This is a genomic window from Streptomyces sp. NPDC050121, from assembly GCF_044460385.1.
Taxonomy (GTDB): Bacteria; Actinomycetota; Actinomycetes; order Streptomycetales; family Streptomycetaceae; genus Streptomyces; species Streptomyces soliscabiei.
The window spans coordinates 181,940-208,675 of the sequence record NZ_JBITJV010000012.1 but is presented as its reverse complement, the minus strand read 5'-3'; the positions used below and the strand labels follow the sequence as shown (position 1 = coordinate 208,675).

Below are 26,736 nucleotides of genomic sequence, written 5' to 3'. Positions count from 1 at the left end.
ATGGGGCCGAGCCCCCTACGGACCCCGGATCTCCTCGCCGGGTCGCGCCGGCTGGGGCGCGCCCGGCGTTCCCCTTCCGCACCCACCCCAAGGGCACTTCCTCACGGCATGGGCACAGCTGTACGCCATGACCGGGGACACCTCCCACCCGGGAAGTAGATCTCGGCCGTTCTCCTTCATCGGCTTGCTCGACAGGCCGACCATTGTTCGACATAGCGAACAAGTCGAGGCCGCACCACATCGACTGTCGGTACAGCCTCCGACGGAGGCCGACCGGAACCGCCTACTCAAGGAATCACGAGGCCCGCATGTACAGACGAAGCTCCAGCCGCAGACGCCTGACCGCGGTGTTCGCCGCTGCGGTCGCGGCCCTGGTCACGTTGGCGGCGATGCTCGTCGCCGCCCCGGCTCAGGCGGCCACCAGCGGCGCCTTGCGCGGTGTCGGGTCCGGCCGGTGTCTCGATGTGTCGGGCGCCAGCCAGACCGACGGCACGAACGTGCAGATCTGGGACTGCACGGGCGGGTCCAACCAGCAGTGGACGCTGACGGACAGCAACCAGCTGACCGTCTACGGCAACAAGTGCCTGGACGTACCGGGTCACGCCACCACGGCCGGTACCCGGCCGGTGATCTGGGCCTGTAACGGCGGCACGAACCAGCAGTGGCGGGTGAACTCCGACGGCACGGTCGTCGCCGTGGAGTCCGGGCTGTGCCTGGACGTCTCGGGCGGCGGTACGGCCAACGGCACGGCGGTGCAACTGTGGAACTGCACCGGCGCCAACAACCAGAAGTGGACCGGTCTGTCCGGCACGACCAACTCGTGTGCCCTTCCGTCGACGTACAAGTGGGCCTCGACGGGTCCGCTGGCGCAGCCGACGAACGGGTGGGTCGCGCTGAAGGACTTCACCACGGTGACGTACAACGGCAAGCACCTCGTCTACGCGACCACCTCTGACGGAACGAACTGGAAATCGACGGGGTTCGCACCCTTCACGAACTGGTCCGACATGGCCTCGGCCACCCAGATCCCCATGAACCAGGGCGCGGTGGCGCCCCAACTGTTCTACTTCGCGCCCAAGAACATCTGGGTGCTGGCGTCCCAGTGGGGTTCGGCGCCCTTCGTCTACCGCACCTCCAGCGACCCCACCAACCCCAACGGCTGGTCCTCCCCGCAGCCGCTGTTCACCGGCAGCCTCCCCACCGGCGCCCCGATCGACCTGACCCTGATCGGTGACAGCCAGAACATGTACCTGTTCTTCGCCAATGACAAGGGCAGCATCTTCAAGTCGACCATGCCGATCGGTAATTTCCCGGGCAGCTTCGGCTCCTCGTACACCACGGTCATGAGCGACACGGAGAAGAACCTGTTCGAGGCGCCGCAGGTCTACAAGGTCCAGGGCCAGAACCAGTACCTCATGATCGTCGAGGCGCGCGGTGTGAATGAGGACCGCTTCTTCCGTTCGTTCACGGCCTCCAGCCTGAACGGACCGTGGACCCCGCAGGCCGCCACCGAGTCCAACCCCTTCGCGGGCAAGGCCAACAGCGGCGCCACCTGGACCAACAGCATCAGCCACGGTGACCTGGTCCGCAACAACCCCGACCAGACCATGACCATCGACCCCTGCAACCTGCAGTTCCTCTACCAGGGCCTGTCCACCAGCACACCGTCGACCACCCCCTACATCCAACTGCCGTACCGGCCGGGCGTCCTCACCCTGCAGCGCTGACCCGCGCGCACCCGACCACAAGCTGGTGACCGTGCCCGACAGGCACGGTCACCAGCTGCTTGCGCCCTGTCTCCCCCCCCCAGGAAGGAAATCTGCATGGTTCCCATGCACAGGCGACTGCTGCGTCTCCTCACAGCCACCGCGCTGACGCTCTCCGCCTGCGTCACCGCCTCCGCCGGCACGATGGCCGAGGCCGCGCCCGGCAGTCCCGCGATCACTCCCCCGCTGGGCTGGAACAGCTGGAACAGCTTCGGATGCGGGATCACCGAGGCGCAGGTCCGCCAGGCCGCCGACGCAATGGTGTCCTCGGGCATGAAGGACGCGGGCTACCAGTACGTCGTCGTCGACGACTGCTGGTTCGACCCGCAGCGCGACGCGGCGGGCAATCTGCGCTCCAATCCGACCAAGTTCCCCAGCGGCATGAAGGCGCTCGGCGACTACATCCACAGCAAGGGCCTGAAGTTCGGCATCTACCAGGCGCCCAACGAGAAAACGTGCGCCCAGGGCGTGGGCACCTACCCCGGCTCCACCGGCAGCAAGGGGCATGAGGCCCAGGACGCCGCCGCGTTCGCCTCCTGGGGCGTGGACTACCTCAAGTACGACTGGTGCTCCGGCAGCGGCACCCTGGCCGATCAGGTCGCGCAGTTCACCGTCATGCGCGACGCGCTGCGCGCCACCGGCCGGCCGATCGTCTACAGCATCAACCCCAACAGCTTCCACGCCATCACCGGCGCCACCTACAACTGGGGCCAGGTCGCCGACCTGTGGCGGACGACCGAGGACCTGCTCGACATCTGGCAGAACGGCAACACCAACAGCTACCCCATGGGCGTCGGCAACGTCCTGGACATCACCGCGCCGCTGGCCGCTCAGTCGGGACCGGGACACTGGAACGACCCCGACATGCTCGTCGTCGGCCGCCCCGGTCTGTCACTGACCGAATCCCGCTCGCACTTCACTCTGTGGGCGCTGCTCTCGGCCCCCCTCATCGCCGGCAACGACATCCGCACCATGTCCTCCGACGTGAGCGCCATCCTGCGCAACCCCCGCCTGCTGGCGGTGAACCAGGACTCGCTGGGCGCGGGCGGACGCCGGGTCCGCGACGACGGCGACACCGAGGTGTTCGCCAAACCCCTGTCCGACGGCTCCGTCGCCGTGGGCCTGTTCAACCGGGGGAGCAGCACCGCGACCGTCACCGCCACGGCCGCCCAGGTCGGCCTCACCGGAGGGCCGTTCACCCTCACCGACCTGTGGACCGGCGGCACATCGAGCACGTCGGGGCAGATCTCGGCGAGCGTCCCCGCGCACGGCGCCGCCGTGTTCCGGGTGAGTGGCGGCAGCCCGTTGACCGCCACCACCTCGCGGTTGCGCGGGACCGGCTCCGGCCGCTGCCTGGACGTGGATCGCGCCTCCACGGCGGCCGGGTCGAAGACGCTGCTGTGGGACTGCCACACCGCCGCCAACCAGCTCTGGACCAGCTGGGCCGGAGGCGAGATCCGCGTCTACGGCGACAAGTGCCTGGACGCCTCCGGACAGGGCACCGCCAACGGCACGCCGGTCATCATCTGGCCCTGCAACGGCCAGGACAACCAGAAGTGGACCAAGCAGGCCGACGGGTCGATCCGCAACGTCCACGCCGGACTGTGCCTGGACGCCGACCAGGCAGGAACCGCCAACGGGACCCCGGTCATCCTGTGGACCTGCACCGGCCAGAACAACCAGAAGTGGACCACACTCCCGTAACTCGCCACCCCTGCCCACGCAGGGAAACGCCCTGTGAACACCCACTGCACCGGCCCCACCGCCGGCCTGGGCGCCGCCGTTCCCGCCGGGAGCGGCGGCGCCCGGTCACGTGGACCCGGTGCTCGTACGAGCGTGCGACGACGTCCCGCGGTCCCCGTCCGGTGCCGGGTCGGCCGGTCCGGGCAGTCCGCCGGGACCGGATCCTGGGGCCGGGCGTCCGAGCGCCGATTCGGTGCTCTCGCCGAGGAAGCCCCCCGACTGGTGCTGCCACAGCTTGGCGTAGGCGCCGTTCGCCGCGAGCAGCTCCTCGTGGGCGCCCTGCTCGACGACGCTTCCGCGGTCGAGGACGACGAGTCGGTCCATGCCGGCGACGGTGCTCAGACGGTGGGCGACGACGAGGGCCGTACGTCCGTCCATCAACCGCCACAGGGCGTCCTGGACGAGGAGCTCGCTCTCCGAGTCCAGCGCGCTGGTCGCCTCGTCGAGCAGCAGGACCGGGGCGTCGCGCAGAATGGCCCTGGCGAGGGCGACGCGCTGGCGCTGGCCGCCCGACAGTTTCACTCCCCGCTCCCCCACCAGGGTGCCGAAGCCGTCGGGGAGTTGGTCGGCGAACTCCGTGACATGCGCGGCCGCGGCCGCGGCGCGGATCTCCGCATCGGTGGCGCTGGGCCGGGCGAAGGCGATGTTGTCCCGCAGGCTGCGGTGGAACATGGCCGGTTCCTGCGGGACGTAGGCGATCAGTGAGCGCAGGTCGGTCTGGCGCAGCCGGCTGATGTCCTGGCCACCGATCAGGATGCGTCCGTCGTCGATGTCCGACATCCGCAGCAGGAGCCGGGTGAGTGTGGTCTTGCCGCCACCGGACCTGCCGACCAGACCGATCCGTGCGCCTGCGGGCACATCCAGGTCGAGTGTTCGGAAAATCGGCTTCGCGCCCGCGTGGGCGAAGGTCACCGCCTCGAAGCGGATGCCGGTGTCCCTCGGTGCGAGCGGTTCGGGTTCCGTCGGGTCGAGCACGGTGGGCGGATCCAACAGCAGCTCGGTGAACTGCGCGGCCTCGGTCATCGAGCTTTCCAGACGCCGGTAGATCTGGTTGAACTCGAACATGATCTGGGTCGCGTTGGAGTAGTAGGTGAAGGCGACGACGACCTCCTCCACTCCCTGGCCCGGGCCACCGAAGGCGATGGCTACCAACAGACCCAGCACGTTGGTCAGCACGGACATGGGGGCGATCAGGGTGTCGACGCGCAGATTGCCGTAGTCCCACGACCTCAGCGTCAGGCGCCGGGAGTCCGCGACACGGCTGCGGTGTTCGTCGGCCTCCCGCCGCTCGGCCGCGAACGCCCGGATGGTCTCCATGTTCATGAGGCTGTCCGCGACATGTCCGGAGACCCTGGCGATCGCCGCCTCACGGTCATTGACGAGCCTCTGCCGACGACGGATCAGAGGGGTCGCCGCCACCACGGTCAGCACGATCATCACAAGAAGGCCTGCGACGAGCATCGGTTCGTAGCTCCACAGCACCACGGCACCGAACACCAGGGGGACGAGACTCCCCACGATCCGGTACGTCACCGTGTCGACGAAGTCCTCGAAGCGCTTGCCGAAGCTCAGCACACGCTTGGTCAGGGAGCCGGCGAAGTTGTCGTGGAAGAATGCCGCGTCCTTGGCGAAGAGTTCGTCCATGCCGCTCACGTACAGGTGTTCCACGCCGAGGGCGTCCACGCGGTTCAGGCAGTGCTGCCCGACCCGCCACACGGCCTCGGCGAGCAGCAGCGTCACGCCGAAGCCCAGCACGTACGGCAGCGCCGAGCTGAGGGTGAGACCGCCGTCACCGGCGGCCTGTCCTGCCAGTTTGGCGATCAGCAGGGGGGCGACGTAGCGGGTGCCGATGTTGCCCAGGGCGGGCAGCAGCAGCGCGGGCAGGGCCAGCCGTCGTAGCCGCAGCAGTTCTCGTCCGTAGCGGCGCAGTGCCAGAACGACCGCGCTCCTGCCCGGCGTCGGCCCTCGCATATCTGTGGTCCCCATCACACTCCCGGAGATTCGGAAGTCGGAATTGTCCCGTCAGGGGAGGCCGCCAGTCCAGGCAATTAACCCAGACCGGCGAGAACCGGACACCGCTGTGTTCAGCGGACGCAGCGGACGTATCCAGTGGTGAGCCCGCGGTGGTCGGTGCAGCCGTCCATCGCGGTTCAGGGCCCGCCCGACCCTGGTGGCGAGTTCCTTGTTCTGCGGAGTACGACCAGCACTCCGGCAGGCACATCCCAGACTCAAAGGGCACAGTGCCGGCGGCGCTACGCTGCTGTGTCATGCAGGAGACGCGCCTCGACACTGCTCGGATCCGGGCGGCTCGCCGGGTGATCAACCCGATGTTCCTCGACACTCCGCTGTACCGCTGCGAGGCGCTGGAGCCCGACCTCGGGTGCACGGTGAGCATCAAGCTCGAAACGGCGAACCCGGTCCGCAGCTTCAAGGCCCGCGGTACCGAGGTGGTCGCGAGCCTGCTCGCCGACAATGGCTCGCGAGCCGCGGTGTGCGCCAGCGCGGGCAACCTTGGCCAAGCCCTCGCTTGGTCGGGCCGCGGCCGAGGGCTCGACGTCACCGTCGTGGCATCCCGCTTCGCGACCAAGGCCAAACTTGATCGTATCCGTGCACTGGACGCCAGGCTGGAACTGGTGGACGGTGACCACGAGTTGGCTCGCGAGCGGGCGGCGACCATCGCGCGCTGCGACAGCATCCGGCTGGTCGAAGACAGCCTGGACATCGAGACCTGCGAGGGCGCGGCGACCATCGGCCTGGAACTGGTGGACACTGCGTCGTCGTTCGACGCCGTCCTGATCGCTCTCGGCGGCGGGGCGCTGGCCACCGGCGTGGGTCATGTGCTCAAAGCCATGGCGCCCGAAGCCGAGGTGATCTGCGTCCAGCCGCTGGGCGCACCGGCGATGACACGCTCGTGGCGCGCGCGGCGCGTCGTCACCACCGACTCGACCAACACCATCGCTGACGGCGTCGCCGGCCGGCGTCCCATCCCCGCCGTCCTGGACGACCTCCTCCTGGTCGCTGACGACGCCGTCCTGGTCCAGGAGGCGTCGATCATCGCCGGGATGGGGCTGCTCCTCGACCACGCCGGCCTCGTCGTCGAACCGTCGGCCGCGCTCGGCATCGCGGCGATCCTCGAAGACCGTGACCGCTTCGCCGGCCGACACGTCGTCACCATCGTGTGCGGCAGCAACGTCGACGTAAACTCCTATCACCGCTGGGTTGGTGCGGCTCCCATCCTCAAGCCATGACTCGTCGGTGTCACCGAAGCGGTGCCGTCGGCTCCCGCTGACACCGGCTGGTCCCGAGGTATTCCGGCTTTAACTGTCTTGTCGGATGGTGAAGGTGGTGCTGGGGGCGGCGTAGTCGATGGGGCCGGTGAAGCAGGTGGCGGCGCGTGTCACCGCTTCCTGTGGGGTGAGGAAGCGGCCGACATGGGTGACGATCAGTCGGTTCGCGCCGGCTGCGGCGGCGGTCTCTCCGGCGTCCTCGGGGGTGTGGTGGACCTGTGCGCCTTCGGTCGGTGGCTGTGCGCTTTCGGCCTCGCACAGGAGCGCGTCGCAGCCTTTGGCCAGTTCCGCGAGGCTGGTGCAGGGGGCCGTGTCGCCGGAATACACCAGCGAGGCGTCTGTCGTCTCGATGCGGACGGCGAAGGCCGGGATGCCATGCGCCACCGCCCGGCTGGTCAGCCGGAGTGCGCCGATGGTGGTCCGGTGCCCGTCGTACAGCTCGGTGACGGCGAAGGCGGATTCGACCGGGCTGCGGTTCGGGGTGTTGGTGAGAAAGCCGGCCAGCCGGTCGGCGATTCCCGCCGGGCCGTAGAGAGGGATCGGCGCGGCGAGACGGATGTCGGCGAACAGGGCGCCGTAGTAGGCGGTGAGCAGGTCTGCGCTGTGATCGGCGTGCAGATGGGAAATCCAGATCGCGTCGAGCTCGTCCAGCGGGACATATCGCTGGAGCGGGCCGAGCGTCCCGGTTCCGGCGTCCACCCAGATGCGGGTATCCCCGCTCGACACCAGGTAGCCGGAACATGGGTTGTCCGCGCTCGGGTATGGCGTCGCGCTTCCCAGGACGGTGAGACGGATGGGTTCGCTGTTCATCGGGCGATCGTAATATCTGGGGTGCCGGTGTCAGGCTGCGCCATCCAAGTGCGCGCGAAGTCCGCGTCGATGCGCGGGCCGGCCGGAGGACTGGGACTTCGGATCGGTGGGTCAAGCGACCTGCCTGGCCGGGGTGAGGTTTCTGGCGATGGCCAGGAAGACGTAGAGATTCGGGATGCAGCTGACCGGGACGGTGGACCAGGGGTTGGGCATATCAAACTTCATGACGTGGACGGTGCCGGCCTTGACCGATATCTCCTTGACGGCGGACCAGGGGAGATGACCGCTTTTGGTGGAGGCAACACCCGTGCGGGAGACCGAGAGTGAACCGAAGTCGACGGTCCCGCCTTCAAGAATCGCTTTCAGCACCACCGGCCCCTGGACACGGAGAACAGCCTCCTGCAGCAACGGTCCCCAGGTCTCGGGATTCTCGTAGAACCCCGTCATCTCCGCGCCGCCGTAGCTCGGGGCGGCCACGGAGTAGACATACTTGGTGGGGGCGGGGATGCCGTTGATGAACAACTGGGTGATGTCCTGGTAGAGCTGTACGGACTCCCAGCGGAAGGCGGTCATGCCGCTCCCGAACTGCGGCTCCACGATCATCCCGTGCTCGAACAGATAGAGGCGCTTGGCGGCCTGCTTCCTGCTGAAATTCGGGAATCGGCGCAGCCACCGGAAGTACAGCAGACCGGGCACCAGGAAAAGCACGGAGAGGTGGACGAGCGTGTTGATGTGGAGGGCGAACAGCAGTTTGCCGAGACGCTTGGGGGTGAACGCGCTCTCAAGTCTGCCGAGTCGATGACGGGCGGCCAGGGCGGCAACCTCGGACGACTGGAGGGTCGTTGTGGTCATTGGCCTCTATCTCCTGGGGCAGTGGCGGGTGGGAGCGGCAGAGGGACGGGAAGTCACGGATCGGGCCACTTTCTGCTGTCCGGGCGGGAGCGCTCGTGTTCCGGTCATCTGTCGGGCCATCGCCGTGTACGGGTGATGAGTTGGGCCAGCAACCGGGTGCGGGGGATCATCCGGGCGACGTCCACGTGCTCGGTGTCCGCGTGGGCACCGCTGCCGACGGCGCCCAGGCCGTCCAGCGTCGGGCAGCCCGCGGACGCGGTGAAGTTGCCGTCCGACGAGCCGCCGACGGCGGCCCCGCTCAGTGGCTCCTGACCCAGCTCCGACGCGATCCGGGAGGCGAGGGCGAACAGTTCGGCGGAGGACTCCGGTGCCATGGGCGGCCGTCTCCTGCCGCCCAACACGGTCAGCCGGGCGCCGGGTGTCCGGGCGGTGAGCCCCCGCATGAGATCGTCGATCCGGTGCTGCTCCGCCAGGGTCGGCACGCGCACGTCCACCGATATGTTCGCCACCGCGGGCACCGTGTTGAGCGTGCTCCCGGCCGCCAGGAGGGTGGGTGTGACAGTCGTCCTGCCCAGAACCGGGCAGGCGGCACCGCTGGCAGCCGGTGAGGCTTCGAGGTCGGCGAGGGTCAGGACCTGGTGGGCCGCCTCGACCGCGGCGTTGACCCCTTTCTCCGGCTCCAGGCCCGCGTGCGCGGCTCTGCCGTGCACCACGACTTCATACCGTGAGGTGCCCTTGCGGGCGGTCTTGAGTGCGCCCGCCTCGTTTGCGGCGGCCTCCGCCACCAGGGCGGCCACACAGCCGCGCGCGGACTCCTCGATCAGTTCCCGGGAGGTCGGGGAGCCGACTTCCTCGTCTCCGTTGACCAGCACGCACACACCGGCAGGGGACGGCAGGGAGGCCAGCGCGTAAAACATCTGCACCAGCCCGGCCTTCATGTCCAGGACTCCGGGGCCCCGGGCGATCCCATCGACCACCGACCACGGGTGGGTCTCCAGCGAGCCCACGGGCCACACCGTGTCGTGATGGCCCAGCAGCAGCACGCGCGGGGTACCGAAGGTCCACCGCAGGTGGGTCACACCGTCGATCACGATCGACTCCGGCACGGAGCCCAGCAGTCTCGCTCCCAGGGCACCGACCACCCTGGCACTGCGAGCCACCGCCACGTGGTCGGCCGAGAAGGACTCGCAGACCACGAGCTGCTCCAGGTCGGCCAGCATCACAGGCACATCAATCACGTTTCCCCCTCGGACCGGCGATGTCATGAGACGTTACGAGGGAGCAAGGCATTCCACCAGCGACTGCATTTCATGGAAGCCATGCACTGATGGAATGTGTCAGGGTGATCTGCACAAGGGGGAACATGTTTGAGATCGACGCGCTGCGTCTGCTCGTGACGGTGGCCGAGACCGGGTCGTTCACCGGGGCGGCGGTCCGGCTCAACTACACGCAGTCCGCGGTGTCCCGGCGCATCGCCGCACTGGAACAGCAGGCAGGCGGGCCGTTGTTCGACCGGCTCCCCCGGGGCGTGCGGCTGAATCCCGCCGGCCGGGCACTGCACCATCACGCCGAGGACGTACTGGAACGTCTGGCGCGGGCGGCACAGGAGTTGACCATGATCCACGCGGGCCACGGCGGCATGCTGCGGGCGGGAGCCTTCGCGACCGCGAACATCTCCTTGGTGCCCGCCGCTCTGCGGGAGTTCCGGCGGATCAACCCGGACGTCGAGGTCGTCGCGGTCGAGGGTCGGAGCAGCGCGTTGATGCAGCGCCTCGCGGAGGGGGCGCTCGACCTCGCCGTGGTCAGCGACTACCCCTCCGGCCTGCCGTCCGCCGACGGCATCACGACAGCCGCACTGCTGGAGGACGAGTTGCTCGTCGCCCTCCACCGCGAACATCCCCTGGCGGGAACCGGGGCGATCGACTTGCACGACCTGCGCGAAGAAGCCTGGCTCCAGGACGCGTACGGCGACCGCCCCACGATGCTCGCCGACGCCTGCGCCCGCGCCGGCTTCAGCCCCAGAAAGATCATCAGAATCGCGGAGTGGACCGGCAAGTTCGGATACGTGGCCGCCGGCCTGGGCGTGGCGCTCATCCCCTCCCTGGCCGCCTGGGCGGTCCCGGCCGAACTCGCGCTGTGCCGGCTCACCGACCCCGCCTTGCGACGGACGGTCCACCTGGCCCTGCCCGCCGCCCCACTGCCGGCGGCACTCAAGCTGCGGGAACTGCTGCGCGACACCGTTGACCGAACCGTTCTTCGCGGCAATCACCCAGGACAAAAAGAGTGATGGATGCGGTGGCGCTCTTCCCGGTCTCTGCGGTAGCCGAGGGAAGGCGCCCTTCGCGAGAGCCAGGTGCCGGTCATCAGGTGACCTTGACCCAGTCCAGGGTGCGCTCCACAGCACGCTTCCAGCCCTCATAACCGTCCTGGCGCTGCTCCTCGCTCCACTCCGGGCTCCAGCGCTTCGACTCCTGCCAGTGGGAGCGCAGTTCGTCGGTATCGCGCCAGAAACCGGTGGCGAGCCCGGCCGCGTAGGCGGCGCCCAGCGCAGTGGTCTCAGCAACCACCGGTCGGCTGACGGGCACGCCCAGCACGTCGGCCTGGATCTGCATGCACAGGTCGTTCGCGGTCACCCCGCCGTCGACCTTGAGTACGTCCAAGTGCACGCCTGAGTCCTGCTCCATGGCGTCGACGACGTCGCGGCTCTGGTAGCAGATGGCCTCCAGCGTGGCCCGGGCCAGGTGCCCATTGGTGTTGTAACGGGCGAGACCGACCATCGCGCCACGAGCGTCGGAGCGCCAGTACGGGGCGAAGAGACCCGAGAAGGCCGGGACAAAGTACATGCCGCCGTTGTCCTCCACCGAGCGGGCGAGTTGCTCACTCTCCGCGGCCGTCCTGATCACCTTCAGCTGGTCGCGCAGCCACTGCACGGCCGCGCCGGTGACGGCGATCGACCCCTCCAGCGCGTAGACGGCGGGGCTGCCCGCGAACTGGTACGCCACTGTGGTCAGCAGACCGTGCTGTGAACGCACCAACTCCGTACCGGTGTTGAGGACCAGGAAGTTGCCGGTGCCGTAGGTGTTCTTGGCTTCGCCAGGGGCGAAGCAGACCTGACCGACGGTCGCCGCCTGCTGGTCGCCGAGGACACCGGCAATCGGGACGGCGGCGTTCAACGGCCGGGATGTGCGAGCCTGGCCGAACGCCTCAGGATCGGACGAGGGGTGGATGGCCGGCAGCATCGCGCGTGGGATGTTGAAGATTCCCAGCAGTTCGTCGTCCCAGTCCAGGGTCTCCAGATTCATCAGCATGGTGCGGCTGGCATTGGTGACGTCGGTGGCGTGCACACCGCCGTTGGGGCCGCCGGTGAGGTTCCACAGCACCCAGGCGTCGGTGTTGCCGAACAGGGCATGGCCCGCTTCGGCGGCCTCGCGCAGGCCGTCCACGTTCTCCAGCAGCCATTTGATCTTGCCGCCGGAGAAGTAGGTGGCCGGCGGCAGGCCTGCCTTGTGGCGGATGGTCTCGCCGTGGCCGTCACGTTCGAGGGCGGCGGCGATGCTGTCGGTGCGAACGTCCTGCCAGACGATGGCGTTGTAGTAGGGGCGGCCGGTGCGCGGGTCCCAGACCACGGTCGTCTCGCGCTGGTTGGTGATGCCGATCGCTTTCAGATCGGTGGCCGAGAGCCCTCCGCTTCGCAGGGAACTCTGGATCACCGTGTTGGTGCGCTCCCAGATCTCCACCGGGTCGTGCTCGACCCAACCGGACCGCGGCAGGATCTGATGGTGCTCGAGCTGGTGCTTCGCCACCTCGTTGCCTGCGTGATCGAAGATCATGAACCGTGTGCTGGTGGTCCCCTGGTCCACCGCTCCGACGAATTCGGGCATCGTTGCCGCCTCTTCTCCTGGTCCTGGTGTCATGACGCTCTGGGGGTGACGTTCCGGGTCGGGCAGTGCTGTCGCCCGTCCCGAACCATCAGGTCAAGCCTGGTGCGTACGCCTGCGGAGTACGGCCATCCGGGAGGGCCGGGGCGCGGAGTGCGCAGGCGTCGTTCCCTCAGCGGACAACTGCCCCTGCCGGACAGGTGACGGAGCCTGCTGCCGCGTCTAGGGCTCTTCGGTGGCGGGGCCTTCCTCGGCAACCCCGCCCCTGGCCTTGACCAGCGGAGTGATCAGCAGGTCATACACGCCGACACCGACGACTCCGCCGATGAGCGGGCCGACAATGGGGATCCACCAGTAGCCGCTGAACCACCCGAACGTACCGGGCAGAGCAATAGAGCCCCAGCCTTCAAAGAAGGTAAACAATCGGGGGCCGAAGTCACGTGCGGGATTGATCGCATACCCGGCGTTGGTTCCGAAAGTCAAGCCGATCGCGACGACCACCAGGCCGATAATGAACGGGCCGAGATTGGACATCGGGGCCGTATTGCGGGTGTCGATGAGTGCACAGATCAACAGAAGGAGGATCCCGGTACCCACGATCTGGTCAAGCAAGGGACCCCACCAAGAGTCTCCGAAGTATTCGGCAGGGAATGTGGCGAAGATCGAGTATGTTCCCAGCGATTTGTCTCGCGGGGTACCCGTCTTCGTGTTGGCCGCGTCGATGGCCCACCTGTAGGTCGCGTAGATGAGCGCGGCGGCGACGAAGGCGCCCACAACCTGCGCCAGCCAGTAGGGCAGGACCTTCCGCCAGGGGAAAGCCCGACGAACCGCGAAGCCGAGGGTGACCGCGGGATTGAGGTGGGCGCCGCTGATGCCGCCGGCCACATAGACGCCGAACACCACGGCGAGGCCCCATCCCCACGAGATGATGAGCCAGTTGGCGGGCCCGAACTCCACGACTTGTCGACCTGATCCCGGCAGACCGACGACTGCGACAGCCACCGACCCGATGCCCAGCAGAAGCAGGACGAACGTTCCCAGAAACTCGGCAATCATCTCACCGCCGAGGCCTTCGCGATAGCCGCGTCGACGCACGGTGCGTTCAACCATTGTCCCTCCTTGATTAGAAAGTATCGGAACTTTCCATTCCTTGCCCAAAACGTACGCGAAGGGAAGCGCATCTGGGTGATCGTGCGCGTGTATCCGCAGATTTTCCCCTCTATGGAGCAATCCAAAGCGCCACTGAACCTGAATGTGTGCTGTCGGTCCGACGAACACGAAAAGCGGACCGCTTCGGCAAGCTGGCGCTCTCCCTGAACGCGGACAAGGGCAAGGGCGAGGGCAGTGCCGCGTCCGATATCGCGGGCGAACGGACCTGTGTCCCGGGGGCCGCCGACATGTCGCGCAGTGTGTGGGGCAACGAGATCCCCGCAGACAAGTGTGTGCACCGGAGTCGGTCGCCCCGGGCCGCAAGCTGAGGGTTTCATCGGTCGCTGGGAGTAGGTCCTCAGCCTCAGGCGCCCTTCGCGCCTGCTTGGCTAGGGTCGGTCTTCATGGAGACCACGGGAATCGTTGGCCGCCGCACGGCGGAGCGCATGCGCGACGCTCTGGAGCGGCTCGTCACCGAGCGGGATGTATGGGTGTCGACGGCTCACCCTGATCACGGGCCGCACCAGGTGCCGCTTTGGTTCTTGTGGGATGGGCGAGCCGTGTGGCTGTGCACCGGCGCCACTTCCGTGACTGCGCGGAACGTGCGCAAAGAGCCGCGCGTTCGCCTGTCGCTACCGGACACCTTCGACGTGGTGCTCCTCCAGGGGGAGGCGGAGTGCTTCCCGGACCAGGAGGTGCCCGGAGGCGCAGCGGAGGCGTTCGCCGACAAGTTCGGGTGGGATCCACGCGTGGAAGAGGGTTCCTTTCTGTATGTACGCGTGGTCCCGAGGACTGTGCGCGCTTGGCGCGGCGAGCCGGAACTGCGCGGGAGAGTCATCATGCGCGACGGAATGTGGCTGGGACAGCGGCCGTCCCTCGCCGACGCGCCTCTCTCGGACCACGATGCACAGCCGTGAGTCCTTTACTGAGAGGGGACTTTCCGAGGTGAGGTCCAACGGGGTCGCCTGGAGGACCGACCAAGCGCACTCCCGCGTCTCCGCCGCGCGTGGGTTTTGCTGGTGATCCGAGCCGTCGCGGGCCGCTGCTCAGCTGTGCTCAGGGCGCTCGATGGACACCTTGGGCAGTTTTCGGGCCAGCGGGGCAGGGAGCCACCAGGCCCATCTGCCGAGCATCTGCACGACGGCGGGGACGATGAGGCATCGGATGACGACGGCGTCGAGAAGAATGGCGACGGCCAGGCCGAGACCGAACTGCTGGAGCATGCGGTCGGAGCTGAGTACGAAGGCCCCGAAGACGAACATCATGATGGCCGCGGCGGCGGTGATGACCTTGCCGGTGGATGCGAGCCCCTCGCGTACGGATTGCGAATGGTCTTTGGTACGGGTCCATTCTTCGTGGATGCGGGAGATGAGAAAGACCTCGTAGTCCATGGAGAGCCCGAAGACGATCGCGAAGATCAGCGCTGGGATGAAGGCTTCGATGGGGCCCGGCTGTGCTCCGAACCAGCCGTGCTGGAACACCAGGGTGATCACGCCGAGCGCGGCGGAGATGGACAGCAGATTCAGGATGGCTGCCTTGACGGGGATCCAGATGGACCGGAAGACCAGCAGGAGCAGGAGCGAGGAGACACCGACGACGACGAACAGGGGCAGCCGGTTGGCGAGGGTTTCGGAGACATCCTGGGAGGCGGCCGTGGCACCGCCGACCAGGACCCCCGCGCCGGTGGTGTGCTCCAGGGGCGGGGCCACGTCGTCCCGCAGGTGGTGCACGAGTTTCACGGTCCCCTCGTCCTGCGGCGAGGTCGTCGGGTAGACGAAAACGGTGGACAGGGCGCCGTCCTCAGAGGGCATCGCTGGGCTGGCTTCGGCGACGCCATCGGTGGTGGCGAGCTTTGCCCGCACGGTCTTGCCTGCTTGCTGATCGCCCTTCACCAGCACGATGAGCGGACCGTTGAAGCCGGGACCGAAGCCCTCGGCGAGCCGGCCGTACGCGCGGCGGAATGTGGTGTCCTTGGGGTCGTTGCCGGAGTCGGCGAAGCCCAGACGCATGCCAAGTGCCGGTGCGGACAGGGCCAGGAGCGCGATCACGCCGGCCAGCAGGGTCGGGATGGGGCGTCGCTGCACGGCGCGTGCCATGGCGCGCCAGCGGTTGCATTCGGTCTTGCCCTTCTCGGTGGCCTTGGCCCGCTGCTTGAGCACATGACGCTGGATGCGCTTGCCGGACAGGGCCAACAATGCAGGCAGCAGCGCCAGGGAGGCGGCCATGGTGATCAGGACGGTGACAGCCACCGCGAGGGCGATGCCCTGGAGCGAGCCGAGCCCGAGGGCGACCAGGCCCAACAGGGCGACGATGACCGTGCAGCCGGCGAAGAAGACCGTACGCCCCGCGGAGTCGAGGGCCTTGCGGCCGGCCTCCGCCGGCTGGATACCGGCCAGGAGTTCATGGCGGTAGCGGTAGAAGATCAGCAGGGCGTAGTCGACGCCGACGCCGAGGCCGACGAGCATCAGGATGGGCGGGGTGAAGTCGGCGACGGTGAAGATGTGCGAGGCCAGGGCGATCAAGCCGATGGCGCCGCCGACCGCGAACAGCGCGGTGATGGTCAGCCCCGGCCGGCTCACGGACTGACCCCCGGCTACGCCGGCAGCTGACACCGCGCCGGCCGTGCAGACGCCACCTGCCGCAGATCCACCGCGCCGGTGAAGCCGTCGGCGGTGTCGGACGGATGGACCGCTCGAAGCGGTCCATGCCGCTCAAGGCCATCTGGATCGAGTCTCAACTCACCGGCACAGCGGCGTGGTGCCTTCTGGCGGGGTCAGGGCCGGGCCAGGCAGTCACCCCACAGTGGGGCCAGCCCTGCCGGGATCTCCGGGATGGCGGCGCAGCCCCGGGGACTGCGCGGGAACCCGTCACTGGCCACATAGGTCCAACCGCCGTCGTGGGTCTTCATGAAGTACTTCTCCGCACTCCCCTCGTCCTGAAGCTGGACCAGTTCGTTTCCGGTGGCGTCGGCCGTCGCTGTGAAGGAGGCTCCGGCGTAGAAATCGCCGTCGCACTGGCCGTAGTAGAAGGTGCCTTTCACGGGGGTGATGTGCACCAGTCCCGGCTGCGATCGCCGGTAGGCCTGAGTCACGGCGTCCTTGATCTGCTGTGGCACCACCAGGGAACGGCATGTTGGTGAAGAGCTTGACGGGGGTTCGGTCGCCGGGTCCGGCGCCGCGGTGTCGGATTTCGGGGTCGCGGTCGGTGGGGCCGCGGACGTGGCAGGTGTGGCCGGGCTCACGGCCCCTTCGGGCGGGGAGGCCCGGCGCGCCGGGCCGGTGACGGCGAGGGCGCCGCCGCCGACCGCGGCGACCAGGGCGACGGCCAGTGCGGCGGTGGCCATCCGGTGACGGCGACGCAGCTCGTCGCCGCGAGCCCGGACAGCCGCGACGGGCCGGGCGCCGGTTCGTGCGGCGAGTTCCTCAGACCCTGCCTTGAGGACAGCCTCGAAGTCCTCAGTCATGGTGGTGCACCTCCTGGTCGGTGGAGCCGAGGACGTCGGTCGCGGCAGCGGGAGCGGTGCCGGGTGCCGCGAGGGCCGACCGCAAGCCCATCGGCGGGCTGGCCCCGGCGCGACCGTCGGCCACGCTGTCGGACAGATACGGCGCCATCGCTTGGCGCCCACGCGAGAGCCGGGCCTTGACCGTTCCCGGCGCGACATCGGTTTCACGTGCGGTCTCGTCGACGGACAACCCGACCAGGTGATGCAGCACGATCGCCCGCCGTTGCTCGTAGGGGATGCGCCGCAACGCCGCGACGATCGCGACGTAGTCAGGGCTGACACCGGGCACCTCGTCCGGTACGCCGTGGCGGCGGTGGGCCGTGAGCCGGTTGACCGCCTTCCGCCAGACACTCACCCGGATACGGCAAGCCACCGAACGCACCCAGGCCTCCGGGTCGGCATAGCCGGACACCTTCTCCCAGTTCTGCCAGGCCCGGGCGAAGGCCTCCTGCACCAGGTCCTCGGCTTCGGCGAGGCTGCCTGTCATCGCGTATATCTGGCTGGTCAGCCGGCGTACATGGCCGGCGTAGAACTCGTCGAAGACGCGTGGGTCGCGCATTGCCCCCTCCACATCACGGGTTGAGGGGTCGTGCCCTCACCACCTTGTCACGCCCGGAGAGGGTGCGAGGTTGCACGGCAGCAGGCACACGATGTCAAAGTGGCATGGGCGACCAAGCGACGCTCGTCCAGCGCACGGCCGGCAGGCACCCGACACATGGCGGGGCGGCCGTCGGCTCACACCGAACAGGTTCCGTCCCCGAAGGGGCATATGGAGCAAGTAGACGGCTTCAGGCGCTCCGGTCGGCAGGCCCTAATTTCCGACGGGCCCGGCAACAGGCCGACGTGATCATTCCTGCGGCGAGGTCGACCACAACAGCGGTCCGCCGAAGACCTGGGGCCACGGCGCTCTGCGGGTGCGGGACGCCTTTCCCGTGAGCCCCCTCGATGTCGGGACGGCAGCAGAAGACCTGGATGCCGAAACCTAAAATGACTGCCGAGCCTTGCTCGTGGCCACGATTTCGATGGCGACTTGGAGGGGTGTCTCGGCATTCCCCAGTAGTGCCCGCGTGATGACGATCGCCTGGATGGTGCTCATGCCGCGCTCGACCAGGAGGGCTTGGACAGCCTCCATGCCATCGCTCTCAAGGATTGGCCGGGACTCCTCGACCAGCGCGGCCCAGCGTGCGGCTTGCTCGGGACGTACTCCGACCATGTGGTCAAACACAACTGCTTCCTTCCCGTGCCCAGCCGATGGGCTGTGCTCCCGTCTCCGATTGTCGCAGCTCAGTCCGCCCCTGTTACTCCTGGCCATGGTGAGGGTGAGGGTCATGGCTGGGACGGAGGTTCCGGGAGGCCCACTGCGGGGTCGGGATGCCTGGGTCGGCGATGGTCCGATGACCACAGCGTCGGCCAATCCGGGCGCGAGCAACCCGGGTGAGCATCGTACGGTCGGCGCCCGCCCGGCAGCCCCGAGCGCGAGCGGTACGTCCTCCCTCCCGGCCGCGGCACGCACTCGGCCTCCCACCGGAATACGTGTTTCCGCAGCCGCTGACAGGGTCACCCTCGTCATCTGACCAGACCCACCTGATTTCGCTCGCTTGACGTATGCCTATATCGGAATACGATGGGGTCATGGCACGAGCAGCGACGACGTCGGACGTCTTCAACGCGATCGCCGAGCCGCAGCGCCGGGAGATCCTGATGCTGCTGCGGGCGGGCGAGCGGCCGGTGACCGAATTGGCCCAGGAGTTGGGGATGACCCAGCCGGGGGCATCCAAACACCTGCGGGTGCTCCGCGAGGTCGGACTGGTGCGGGACCGCAAGGCAGGCAAGCGACGCCTGTACGGCCTTGACGCCCGCGGGCTGCGACCGGTTCACGAGTGGACCGGCGGGTTCGAGCGGTTCTGGAACGAGAGCTTCGCCCGGCTGGACGAGTACGTCCAGGACCTCAAGCAGGCAAGGCAGGAGGAATAGCCGATGAGCGCGACGGGACGAGAAGCGGCGGCACAGTCCGCGACGGCCGACCGCGAGATCGTGATCTCCCGGGTCATCAGCGCCCCACGGGAGCTGGTGTTCGAGGCGTTCACCGAGGTGCAGCACCTGTCGCGGTGGTGGGGACCGGAGGGGTTCACCACCACCACGCGGACGTTCGAGTTCCGCGTCGGCGGGGAGTGGGACTTCGTCATGCACGGACCGGACGGAACGGACTACCAGGAGTGGATCTGCTGGACCGAGATCGCCCCGCCGGAGCGGATCGCGCTGCTCCACGGTGAGTCCCGCGACGACCCGAACGCCTTCGAGTCGGTCTTGACGTTCGCGCCCGACGGCGCGGACACCCGGATCGACATGCGCACGGTGTTCCCCACCAAGGAGCTGCGCGACGAAGCGATCGAGAAGTACCACGCGATCGAGGGCGGTCAGCAGACCCTGAGCAACCTGGCTGCCTACGTCGCCGAAATCGTCCGGAAGGGAGTTGAGGACTGATGGCCGGGAAGGTTTTCTTCAGCGTGACGATGTCGCTGGACGGGTTCATCGCGCCCGAGGAGCGCGTGGACGACCCGGATGTGCAGCGCTGGATGGCGCAGTGGATGGAACTGCAGCAGTGGATCTTCCCGCAGCGGTTCTTCCGGGAGAACCTGAAGCTCGGCGAGGGCGGCGAGGAAGGGCGCGACAACGACATCGCGCGCGAGACGTTCGAGCGCACCGGCGCGAGCGTGATGGGCAAGCACATGTTCGACCTTGGCGAGCAGGCGTGGCCGGAGGATGCGCCGTTCCACACTCCGGTCTTCGTCGTGACACACGAGAAGCGTGACCCCTGGGAGCGGCCGGGCGGGACCACCTTTCACTTCGTCAACGACGGCATCGAGCCCGCGCTCGACCAGGCGCGCGAGGCCGCCGGCGACCGGGACGTCCGCGTCGCGGGCGGCGGCGCAACGATCCTGGAGTACGTGAACGCCGGCCTGATCGACGAGTTCACTATCGCGCTGTCGCCCGTGCTGTTCGGCTCCGGGATCCGTCTGTTCGAGGGCGTGGACGCGGGCCGCGTGGCCTTGGAGCCGGTCCGCGCGGAGCCGACGCAGCGGGTGACCCACCTGACCTACACCGTCCACGAGCGCTAGGTGTATTGCCCTGTGAGGTTGGTGACGCGGACGGTTCCTGCTGGGATGGCGAGTCCGCCTGCTGGCCGGTGAAGAAGAGGATCGGCCGGTTCAGCGGTCCGAAGCGGGCGTTGTCACGTCAACGAGCGGTCCGGGCTGTGCGCCGATGGGGTGGTTTTGCCGGCTGTCGGCCGATCGTCCGTGCGGAGTCCGCGAACACTGGTCGGGGGGTGGCGCGGGCCACCGGGGAAGGGGGACGGCATGGCCGAGGGCACGGTTTTGGTGGCGGTGGCGGAGCATCCGGAGGACGGGGGCGCCGCCGCTGAGCAGTTGGCGCGCATCGCCGAGGGGATCCGGGCGCGCGGCTTACCGGTCCGGTGGGTGGTGAGCGCCGGTGACGCCGAGGCGGTGCTCAGGACGGAGGCCGGTTTGGCCGCCGCGGTGGTCGCCTGGGACCTTCCGCCCCGAGCCGAGGACGGCCCCGGCGGCGCGACGGTGCTGCGCCGGATCGGGCACCGGTTCCAAAACCTGCCGGTGTTCCTGGTCATGGCGGACGAGGGGCTGCGTGAACTGCCGCTGTGGGTGTCGCAGTCGGTGGTGGGCTATGTGTGGCCGCTGGAGGACACGCCGGCGTTCATCGCGGGGCGCATCACCACCGCCGCGCGCGCCTATCAGGAGGCCCTGCTCCCGCCGTTCTTCAAGGCGCTGCGGCGCTTCGAGGACGCGCACGAGTACTCATGGCATACCCCGGCGCACTCCGGCGGTGTCGCCTTCCTCAAGTCGCCCGTGGGCCGGGCGTTCCACGACTACTTCGGGGAGCGGCTGCTGCGCAGCGACCTGTCGATCTCGGTGGAGGAGCTCGGCTCGCTGTTCGAGCACACCGGCCCGATCGGCGAGGCGGAGCGCAACGCCGCGCGGGTCTTCGGCTCCGACCACACGTACTTCGTCCTGCACGGCGACTCCACCTGCAACCGTCTGGTCGGCCATTTCAGCGTGACCCGCGACGAGATCGCCCTGGTGGACCGCAACTGCCACAAGTCGGTTCTGCACGGCTTGGTCGTCTCCGGCGCCCGGCCGGTGTACCTGGTACCCACCCGCAACGGCTACGGCCTCGCCGGACCGCTGCCGCCGGCCGAGATCGCGGCGGACTCGGTGGCGGCGCGGATCGCGGAGAGCCCCCTCGCCCAGGACGCGGTATCCTCGCGTGCCCAGTACGCGGTGATCACCAACTCCACGTACGACGGGTTGAGTTACGACGCGGTGACGGCAGCCCGGGCCTTCGCGGCCGGCACACCCCGACTGCACTTCGACGAGGCGTGGTTCGCGTACGCCCGCTTCCATCCGCTCTACGCGGGACGCTACGGCATGTCGGTGGACGAGGAGGCCTTCCCCGGCCCCGACCGGCCGACGGTCTTCGCGACCCAGTCCACCCACAAGCTGCTGGCGGCGTTGTCGCAGGGCGCCATGGTGCACGTCCGGTCCGCGCCGCGAGCGCCGGTGGAGCATGAGCGGTTCAACGAGGCGCTGATGATGCACGGCACGACGTCCCCGCTGTATCCGATGATCGCCTCGTTGGACGTGGCCACGGCGATGATGGACGGTCCGCAAGGGCAGTGGCTGGTCGACGAGGCGGTGTCGGAGGCGGTCCGGTTCCGCCAGGAGATGGTGCGGATCGGGCGGCGCATCGAGGCCGCCGGGGACCGGCCCTCCTGGTTCTTCGGGGTGTGGCAGCCGGGTGAGGTGACTGACCCTGCGAGCGGGGCGCGGCTGCCGTTCGACGAGGCTCCGGCGGACCTGCTGCGGACCGAGCCGTCCTGCTGGCACCTCGCACCCGACGCGGACTGGCACGGCTTCCCCGGTCTGACCGACGGCTACTGCATGCTCGACCCGATCAAGGTCACCCTGACCTGCCCGGGGCTCGGCGCGACCGGTGTCATGTCCGACTGGGGCGTCCCGGCGCGGGTGCTCACCGCCTATCTGACCACGCGCGGCATCGTCGTGGAGAAGACCGACAGCTACACCGCGCTGGTGCTGTTCTCCATGGGCATCACCAAGGGCAAGTGGGGCACGCTGCTGGACGCCCTGATGGACTTCAAGGACCTCTACGACGCCGACGCCCCGCTGGAGCGGGTGCTGCCCGCGCTCATCGCCGAGCACCCGCGGCGCTACGCCGGACTGACGCTGCGCGACCTGTGCCAGGAGATGCACGATCACTTGCGCGAGGCTCGCCTGGTCGAACTGCTCGACACGGCCTTCCAGCAACTCCCGCAACCGGTCGCCCCGCCCCAGGCGTGCTATCAGAGCCTGATCCGTGGCGGCACGGAACGGATCCGCCTGAGGGACGCACCGGGCCGCATCGCCGCGGCGATGGTCACGGTGACGCCGCCCGGCATCCCGGTCCTCATGCCGGGCGAGAGCGTCGGGGAGGAAGAGGGCCCTCTCCTGCGCTACCTCAGCGCCCTGGAGTCCTTCGACCGCCATTTCCCGGGCTTCGGCAGCGAGACTCACGGCGTGACCCGTGCCCCCGACACCGGCCACTACCTGATCGAGTGCCTGCGTCCGGACGAGCAGAAGGGTCTCGCCGGTGCCCTGACACCGGCGCAGCGGCTGGGGGCGCAGGGCGCCAGGTCGGGGAGTTGAGTCCGAGGGTGCGCGGACGGCGTGACGGTGGGGCGACCCGGGCCGGAAATGGTCCGACCGATGAAGAGGGCCTTGGGGGACGGGCTTCGCCGATGCTCGTAAACTCATGACATGGCGTTCATGAGCACCCCGCACTGCTGCTTCCTGTGATCGGAAGGTGTTGAGGGCGATGCCGGACGGCGTCGCCCTCCTTGGTGTGCCTGCCGCGTGAACCCCATTCCCTACGCTGCCCGTTCCTTCCTGAGGCAGTGACGCTCTGAGCGCGCGTGCAGGCACGGTCTCTTCCCTTCACCCTCGCCAGGAGTGCCTCGTGCCCGTGTCGCTTCCCCCTGCCCTCGAACTGTCCCTCGACCTGCTGTGCTGCCCGACGTGCCGCATGCCCCGCCTGCACCCCGAACTCGGCGCACTGCGCTGCCCGGTGGGCCACACCTTCGACATCGCCCGCCACGGCTACGCCGGCCTGCTGACGGGCACCCGCGCCACCAGCGGCGACGACGCAGCCATGGTCCAGGCCCGGGACCGATTCCTGTCCACCGGCGCCTACGCGCCCATCCGCGACGTCGGGGCCTGCCTGGCGGCCGGCGCCACGGCTGAACAGGCCACGGTTGTGGACGTGGGATGCGGCACGGGCTACTACCTGGCCGGCGTACTCGACCAGCTGCCCGGCGCCCGTGGTCTGGGCCTGGACACGTCGGTGCGTGCCTTGCGCTCGGCAGCCCGAGCCCACGACCGAGCCGCCGCGGTGGCTTGGGACGTCTTCCGCCCCTTCCCGCTGGCCGACAAAGTGGCCGATGTCGTGCTGAACGTGTTCGCCCCGCGCAACCCGGCGGAGTTCCACCGCGTGCTGCGCCCGACCGGCCGGTTGATCGTGGTCCGTCCCACCGGGCGGCACCTGGCCGAGCTGCGCGGCCGGGTGTCTGCGATGGTCACGATCGACCCGGCCAAGGAACAGCGCCTGCACCGGGCGCTGGATCCCTACTTCGAGGCAGCCGTCACCGAACAGGTGGAGTACCTCGCGGCCATGGCCAGGCCGGATGCCCTGGACCTGGTAGTGATGACGCCGAGCGCACGCCACATAAGCCGTGCAGAGCTCAACGATGGCTGCCTCCTGCCCGATCAGGTCACCGTCTCCGTGCTGGCTACCGCCTACCGGCCTCGGTGACCACAAGCGGCCGCATGCGCCTGTCGGCAGACGACCGGTGGACACACCGGGCGCCCTTCCTTCCCACAGCAGAGGAACGGCAGGGCGTCCGTTGAGAGATCTGCCCCGCGAAGCGTTCGGGCCCTGGCAGACGGTATGAAACCGCCGCCGCAGGTGGTCGGCTGACGGGGCAGGTCCACGACGCGCAAGTCCTCCCGCTCTTGCGGTGCCTGGCCGGCTGCGGCGGAAAGCCCGGGCTCTGTACGGTGCAAGGACGGGTTCACCCTCCCGACCCTTCACCCCGCCTCGAAAGTGTGAATCCGGCCGGCCGGAATCTCGGGCTCGCATCCTGGTCCTGCTGCACACGCCCGCGGTTCCGGGAGGGACAACCGGGTTCCAGGGCGGGGCGGGCCGCATCGGTGTGCCCCGCCGCAGCCCTCACACGCCGACGTCCACGGGTCCGCAGGAACAAACGGCGCTGTTTGTCCGTACCATCTGTACGCCAAGGCATCTTGCGGCACATGCCGCGTCCCTACCGGGCGCCGGCATCTCGCCCAAGAGGGGCGTCACCCTCATTCGGTGCAGCCCCGCAACACGGTCATTCGCCGAGGAAAGGTCAGCATCCATGCCCGAGACAACGACTCCCGTCACCGAACTGACATCGCAGTACGTCGCTCAGGTGACCGGTGATCTCGAACGCAACATCAAGGAGCAGGAACGCATCACGGCGGAAATCGCCTTGCTGCAGGGGCAACTCGCCGCCCTGCAGCACGACCACAGCGTGCTGGTGAACATGCGGCAGGCGCTCGGCATCACCGAAGCCTCGGCCGAGCCTGCCGAAGAGTCCGAGAGCGCCGCGGTGCCCGCTCCCCGGCGGAAGGCCGGTGCCGCGCGCGGCGGGAAGCGGAGCGCACGACAGCCCGGCGCCACGCCGGGAGAGGCAGCAGCCAAGAAGCCCGCGCCCGAGACGGCGACTGTCACGAAGGGGGCCCAGCCCACCCTGGTCGCGCTCATTCGCCGCCACCTTGCCGAGTTGAAGGAACCGCGCTCCGCCGCGGAGATCTCTGCGGCGCTCGGCCAGGCACACCCCGAGCGCCAGATCACGACCAAGGTCGTGCGGGTCACTCTCGAGGGGCTCGTGGCCAAGAGTCAGGCTGAGCGCAGCAAGCAGGGCAAGTCCGTCTTCTACACCGCCCCCGCACCCGAGCCGACCACTAGGTCCGAGGCCGACACACAGCCCGAAGCCGCTGACCGCTGACCGCTGACCGTCTGTGTGGGTGGCGCTGTCCCACGCACTGTCACCGGGGGTGCCAGGTGCGGGCCTCGAGGTGGATGACCTGAGCGTCGTGGCCCGGATGCGCCCGGTCTCGAGCAGCCAACTGGCGCGCGGCGGGGGTGACGTCGCCGCCCCGCGGCGTCCACCCACGGACGAAGTCGACTACGGGGGCCCACGGCGGGATACTGGCGTGCCATCTTCCGCTCCCAGAACCCGACCCCGGAGACGTCATGCGCAAGCCGCTCGCCGCTGCCCTCAGCACGGTCGCCCTCACCGCGGGCACGCTCCTCGGTGCCCCCGCCGCCCACGCGCAGAGCGCCGCCTACCCGACCTCCCACTTCGACGTCACCTACGGCAACACATACACCCGTGGCACGCTGACCTGGTACAACCGCTCCATCGGCGTTTCGGGCATCCACAAGTCGGTCGACGTCAACGGCTGCCGGATGACCACGGTCTTCGCCCTCGACTCCGCCGGCCACGAACTGGCCCACGCTGACAGCGGGTCGGCCGCCTGCGAGTACGAGTACGCGTTCCAGTTCACCGTGCCGGTGGACGTCCCCGGCGTCTCCCTCGCGCGGGTGTGCCTCGACCAGTACGTCCCCGCGACCGGGACGATCACCTACCTGAAGTGCGTCCGCTACAGCCGCCCCTGACCTCGTACGGCGGCACAGTCGCGCGAGTCCCGTCGTTCCTCCTTCGTCATCCCTCGTCGAAGACGAGGTCATCGGAGGGGTGCGTCATCCGGACGGTGTGGCTGTTGGTGATCTTGACGATGTAGTCCAGGCCGGTGGTGGCGTGGCCGGTGGACAGGATGAAGAAGCGGTCCTGCTTCTGGGCGAGGAAGGCGGGGAACCCGGTCAGCGACGGGTCGCCGAGGCGCAGGTAGTCGACGAGGCGGCGGAACAGCTTGGGCAGGATCACCACCTGGTCGGTGATCGACGTCATCCCGGTGACCTTCGCGCCCTTGGTGGTCACGTCCTGCGGCCACAGCCCCTTGCCGCCCTTCTGCGCCTTGTGGGCCACGTCGGTCAGTTCGTTGCGGTGGTCGGGGAAGAGGTTGCGGCAGTAGGTGGGGTAGGCCAGGCCGGTGGCCAGCAGGTGGTGGTTGGCCGTTTTCCGCAGCAGTGCCACGTCGACGTTGATCCACGATCCGCCGGCCTTTGGGGGCTTGCCCTTGCCGACCAGGGCGATGCAGCGGCCGTAGAGGTCCGCGCCCCGGGTGAGGATGAAACCGGGGACCTGGTCGGGTGTCGCTGCGGTGACGGTCTCGTCCGGGTCGCGCCGCACGTTCTTGAAGCCGAGCCACTTGAGCAGTTCTGCTGATGCGGCGTGCCCGAACTCCAGGGGCTGGTGCACCCGCGGCGCGGTGCCGTAGTGGGTTTCCAGGGCGTCGACGGCGTCGAGCCGTAGTTGGTTGAGGAAAGGGCCGTATGCCGTTACATGCGGCGCATAACGGTACAAAACTACGCATTGCATGTGACCGCGACAATTTCTTATGCTCCGCTGAGTCAGGGGGGACGGCGTCGTCAGAGCGACGCATCGGCATGTTTCGACGGCCGCCCCGGTCGCCGATATCTGGCCCTGCCGGACA

Annotated in this window: 23 protein-coding genes and 1 pseudogene; 13 read left to right on the top strand and 11 right to left on the bottom strand. The window is 68.6% G+C overall.

What is annotated here, in order from left to right; genetic code table 11:
* The first annotated feature begins 308 nt into the window (after positions 1–308).
* On the top strand, positions 309–1,727 hold the full coding sequence (locus ACIBTS_RS20485) for a non-reducing end alpha-L-arabinofuranosidase family hydrolase (RefSeq protein WP_399321024.1): 1,419 nt from the start codon (positions 309–311) through the stop codon (positions 1,725–1,727).
* 96 nt (positions 1,728–1,823) lie between these two features.
* On the top strand, positions 1,824–3,470 hold the full coding sequence (locus ACIBTS_RS20480) for a glycoside hydrolase family 27 protein (RefSeq protein ID WP_399321022.1): 1,647 nt from the start codon (positions 1,824–1,826) through the stop codon (positions 3,468–3,470).
* A 105-nt stretch (positions 3,471–3,575) separates the two neighbouring features.
* On the opposite strand, the gene ACIBTS_RS20475 is transcribed toward ACIBTS_RS20480, so the two are convergent.
* Positions 3,576–5,495: an ABC transporter ATP-binding protein gene (locus ACIBTS_RS20475; protein ID WP_319674119.1), complete on the bottom strand. Its 1,920-nt coding sequence runs from the start codon at positions 5,493–5,495 to the stop codon at positions 3,576–3,578.
* Positions 5,496–5,776: 281 nt separating this feature from the next.
* Between ACIBTS_RS20475 and ACIBTS_RS20470 the strand changes: the two genes are divergently transcribed.
* Positions 5,777–6,757, top strand: coding sequence for a threonine/serine dehydratase (locus tag ACIBTS_RS20470; RefSeq protein ID WP_399321021.1), 981 nt, complete (start codon positions 5,777–5,779; stop codon positions 6,755–6,757).
* A gap of 69 nt (positions 6,758–6,826) precedes the next feature.
* On the opposite strand, the gene ACIBTS_RS20465 is transcribed toward ACIBTS_RS20470, so the two are convergent.
* From ACIBTS_RS20465 to ACIBTS_RS20455, 3 genes are all read right to left on the bottom strand, one after another.
* Positions 6,827–7,606: an MBL fold metallo-hydrolase gene (locus tag ACIBTS_RS20465; protein WP_399321019.1), complete on the bottom strand. Its 780-nt coding sequence runs from the start codon at positions 7,604–7,606 to the stop codon at positions 6,827–6,829.
* Positions 7,607–7,717: 111 nt separating this feature from the next.
* A complete protein-coding gene (locus ACIBTS_RS20460) occupies positions 7,718–8,458 on the bottom strand; it encodes a DUF6585 family protein (RefSeq protein ID WP_399321018.1) in 741 nt (246 codons plus the stop codon).
* 104 nt (positions 8,459–8,562) lie between these two features.
* A complete protein-coding gene (locus tag ACIBTS_RS20455; RefSeq protein ID WP_399321099.1) occupies positions 8,563–9,678 on the bottom strand; it encodes a M20 family metallopeptidase in 1,116 nt (371 codons plus the stop codon).
* A gap of 143 nt (positions 9,679–9,821) precedes the next feature.
* Here ACIBTS_RS20455 and ACIBTS_RS20450 point away from each other — a divergent pair, with 143 nt between their 5' ends.
* The gene (locus tag ACIBTS_RS20450; RefSeq protein WP_399321017.1) at positions 9,822–10,745 is read left to right on the top strand and encodes a LysR family transcriptional regulator; all 924 of its coding nucleotides are present in this window, start codon (positions 9,822–9,824) and stop codon (positions 10,743–10,745) included.
* Positions 10,746–10,821: 76 nt separating this feature from the next.
* Here the strand turns inward: ACIBTS_RS20450 and glpK are convergent, their stop codons facing one another.
* Complete coding sequence (glpK, locus tag ACIBTS_RS20445) at positions 10,822–12,339, bottom strand: glycerol kinase GlpK (protein ID WP_399321016.1); 1,518 nt, start codon at positions 12,337–12,339, stop codon at positions 10,822–10,824.
* A 219-nt stretch (positions 12,340–12,558) separates the two neighbouring features.
* Positions 12,559–13,446 carry an MIP/aquaporin family protein gene (locus ACIBTS_RS20440; protein WP_399321015.1) on the bottom strand — a complete coding sequence of 296 codons (888 nt, stop codon included), beginning with the start codon at positions 13,444–13,446 and terminating at the stop codon, positions 12,559–12,561.
* Between the two features lie 443 nt (positions 13,447–13,889).
* Here ACIBTS_RS20440 and ACIBTS_RS20435 point away from each other — a divergent pair, with 443 nt between their 5' ends.
* Positions 13,890–14,402, top strand: a complete 513-nt coding sequence (locus ACIBTS_RS20435; protein ID WP_399321013.1) for a pyridoxamine 5'-phosphate oxidase family protein — start codon at positions 13,890–13,892, stop codon at positions 14,400–14,402.
* A gap of 129 nt (positions 14,403–14,531) precedes the next feature.
* Here the strand turns inward: ACIBTS_RS20435 and ACIBTS_RS20430 are convergent, their stop codons facing one another.
* The 4 genes from ACIBTS_RS20430 to ACIBTS_RS20415 all read right to left on the bottom strand — a co-directional run bounded on the left by ACIBTS_RS20430 (position 14,532) and on the right by ACIBTS_RS20415 (position 18,212).
* On the bottom strand, positions 14,532–16,064 hold the full coding sequence (locus ACIBTS_RS20430; protein WP_399321011.1) for an MMPL family transporter: 1,533 nt from the start codon (positions 16,062–16,064) through the stop codon (positions 14,532–14,534).
* Between the two features lie 194 nt (positions 16,065–16,258).
* Positions 16,259–16,948: a hypothetical protein gene (locus ACIBTS_RS20425; RefSeq protein ID WP_399321010.1), complete on the bottom strand. Its 690-nt coding sequence runs from the start codon at positions 16,946–16,948 to the stop codon at positions 16,259–16,261.
* Entirely contained in the window at positions 16,941–17,546 is a 606-nt protein-coding gene (locus ACIBTS_RS20420) for a SigE family RNA polymerase sigma factor (RefSeq protein WP_399321009.1), read from the bottom strand. The genes ACIBTS_RS20425 and ACIBTS_RS20420 overlap by 8 nt, the downstream gene beginning before the upstream one ends.
* 423 nt (positions 17,547–17,969) lie before the next feature.
* Positions 17,970–18,212 (bottom strand): hypothetical protein, encoded by a 243-nt coding sequence (locus ACIBTS_RS20415; RefSeq protein WP_399321007.1) that lies wholly within the window; start codon positions 18,210–18,212, stop codon positions 17,970–17,972.
* 407 nt (positions 18,213–18,619) lie between these two features.
* Between ACIBTS_RS20415 and ACIBTS_RS20410 the strand changes: the two genes are divergently transcribed.
* The 8 genes and pseudogenes from ACIBTS_RS20410 (at position 18,620) to ACIBTS_RS20375 (ending at position 25,798) form a co-directional block, all read left to right on the top strand.
* Positions 18,620–18,961: an ArsR/SmtB family transcription factor gene (locus ACIBTS_RS20410; RefSeq protein ID WP_399321006.1), complete on the top strand. Its 342-nt coding sequence runs from the start codon at positions 18,620–18,622 to the stop codon at positions 18,959–18,961.
* 3 nt (positions 18,962–18,964) lie between these two features.
* On the top strand, positions 18,965–19,471 hold the full coding sequence (locus tag ACIBTS_RS20405) for an SRPBCC family protein (RefSeq protein WP_399321004.1): 507 nt from the start codon (positions 18,965–18,967) through the stop codon (positions 19,469–19,471).
* Positions 19,471–20,106 carry a dihydrofolate reductase family protein gene (locus ACIBTS_RS20400; RefSeq protein WP_399321003.1) on the top strand — a complete coding sequence of 212 codons (636 nt, stop codon included), beginning with the start codon at positions 19,471–19,473 and terminating at the stop codon, positions 20,104–20,106. The genes ACIBTS_RS20405 and ACIBTS_RS20400 overlap by 1 nt, the downstream gene beginning before the upstream one ends.
* Positions 20,107–20,346: 240 nt before the next feature.
* Positions 20,347–22,725 carry an Orn/Lys/Arg decarboxylase N-terminal domain-containing protein gene (locus ACIBTS_RS20395; RefSeq protein ID WP_399321002.1) on the top strand — a complete coding sequence of 793 codons (2,379 nt, stop codon included), beginning with the start codon at positions 20,347–20,349 and terminating at the stop codon, positions 22,723–22,725.
* Positions 22,726–23,035: 310 nt separating this feature from the next.
* A complete protein-coding gene (locus ACIBTS_RS20390) occupies positions 23,036–23,887 on the top strand; it encodes a methyltransferase domain-containing protein (protein WP_399321001.1) in 852 nt (283 codons plus the stop codon).
* A pseudogene (locus tag ACIBTS_RS20385) lies at positions 23,884–24,023 on the top strand (IS5/IS1182 family transposase); the annotation flags it as partial. The gene ACIBTS_RS20390 and the pseudogene ACIBTS_RS20385, both read left to right, overlap by 4 nt.
* Before the next feature lie 468 nt (positions 24,024–24,491).
* Complete coding sequence (locus ACIBTS_RS20380) at positions 24,492–25,124, top strand: hypothetical protein (RefSeq protein ID WP_319674133.1); 633 nt, start codon at positions 24,492–24,494, stop codon at positions 25,122–25,124.
* A 248-nt stretch (positions 25,125–25,372) separates the two neighbouring features.
* The gene (locus ACIBTS_RS20375) at positions 25,373–25,798 is read left to right on the top strand and encodes a hypothetical protein (protein WP_399321000.1); all 426 of its coding nucleotides are present in this window, start codon (positions 25,373–25,375) and stop codon (positions 25,796–25,798) included.
* A gap of 46 nt (positions 25,799–25,844) precedes the next feature.
* Here the strand turns inward: ACIBTS_RS20375 and ACIBTS_RS20370 are convergent, their stop codons facing one another.
* Complete coding sequence (locus ACIBTS_RS20370) at positions 25,845–26,606, bottom strand: thermonuclease family protein (RefSeq protein ID WP_399321098.1); 762 nt, start codon at positions 26,604–26,606, stop codon at positions 25,845–25,847.
* Positions 26,607–26,736: the final 130 nt, after the last annotated feature.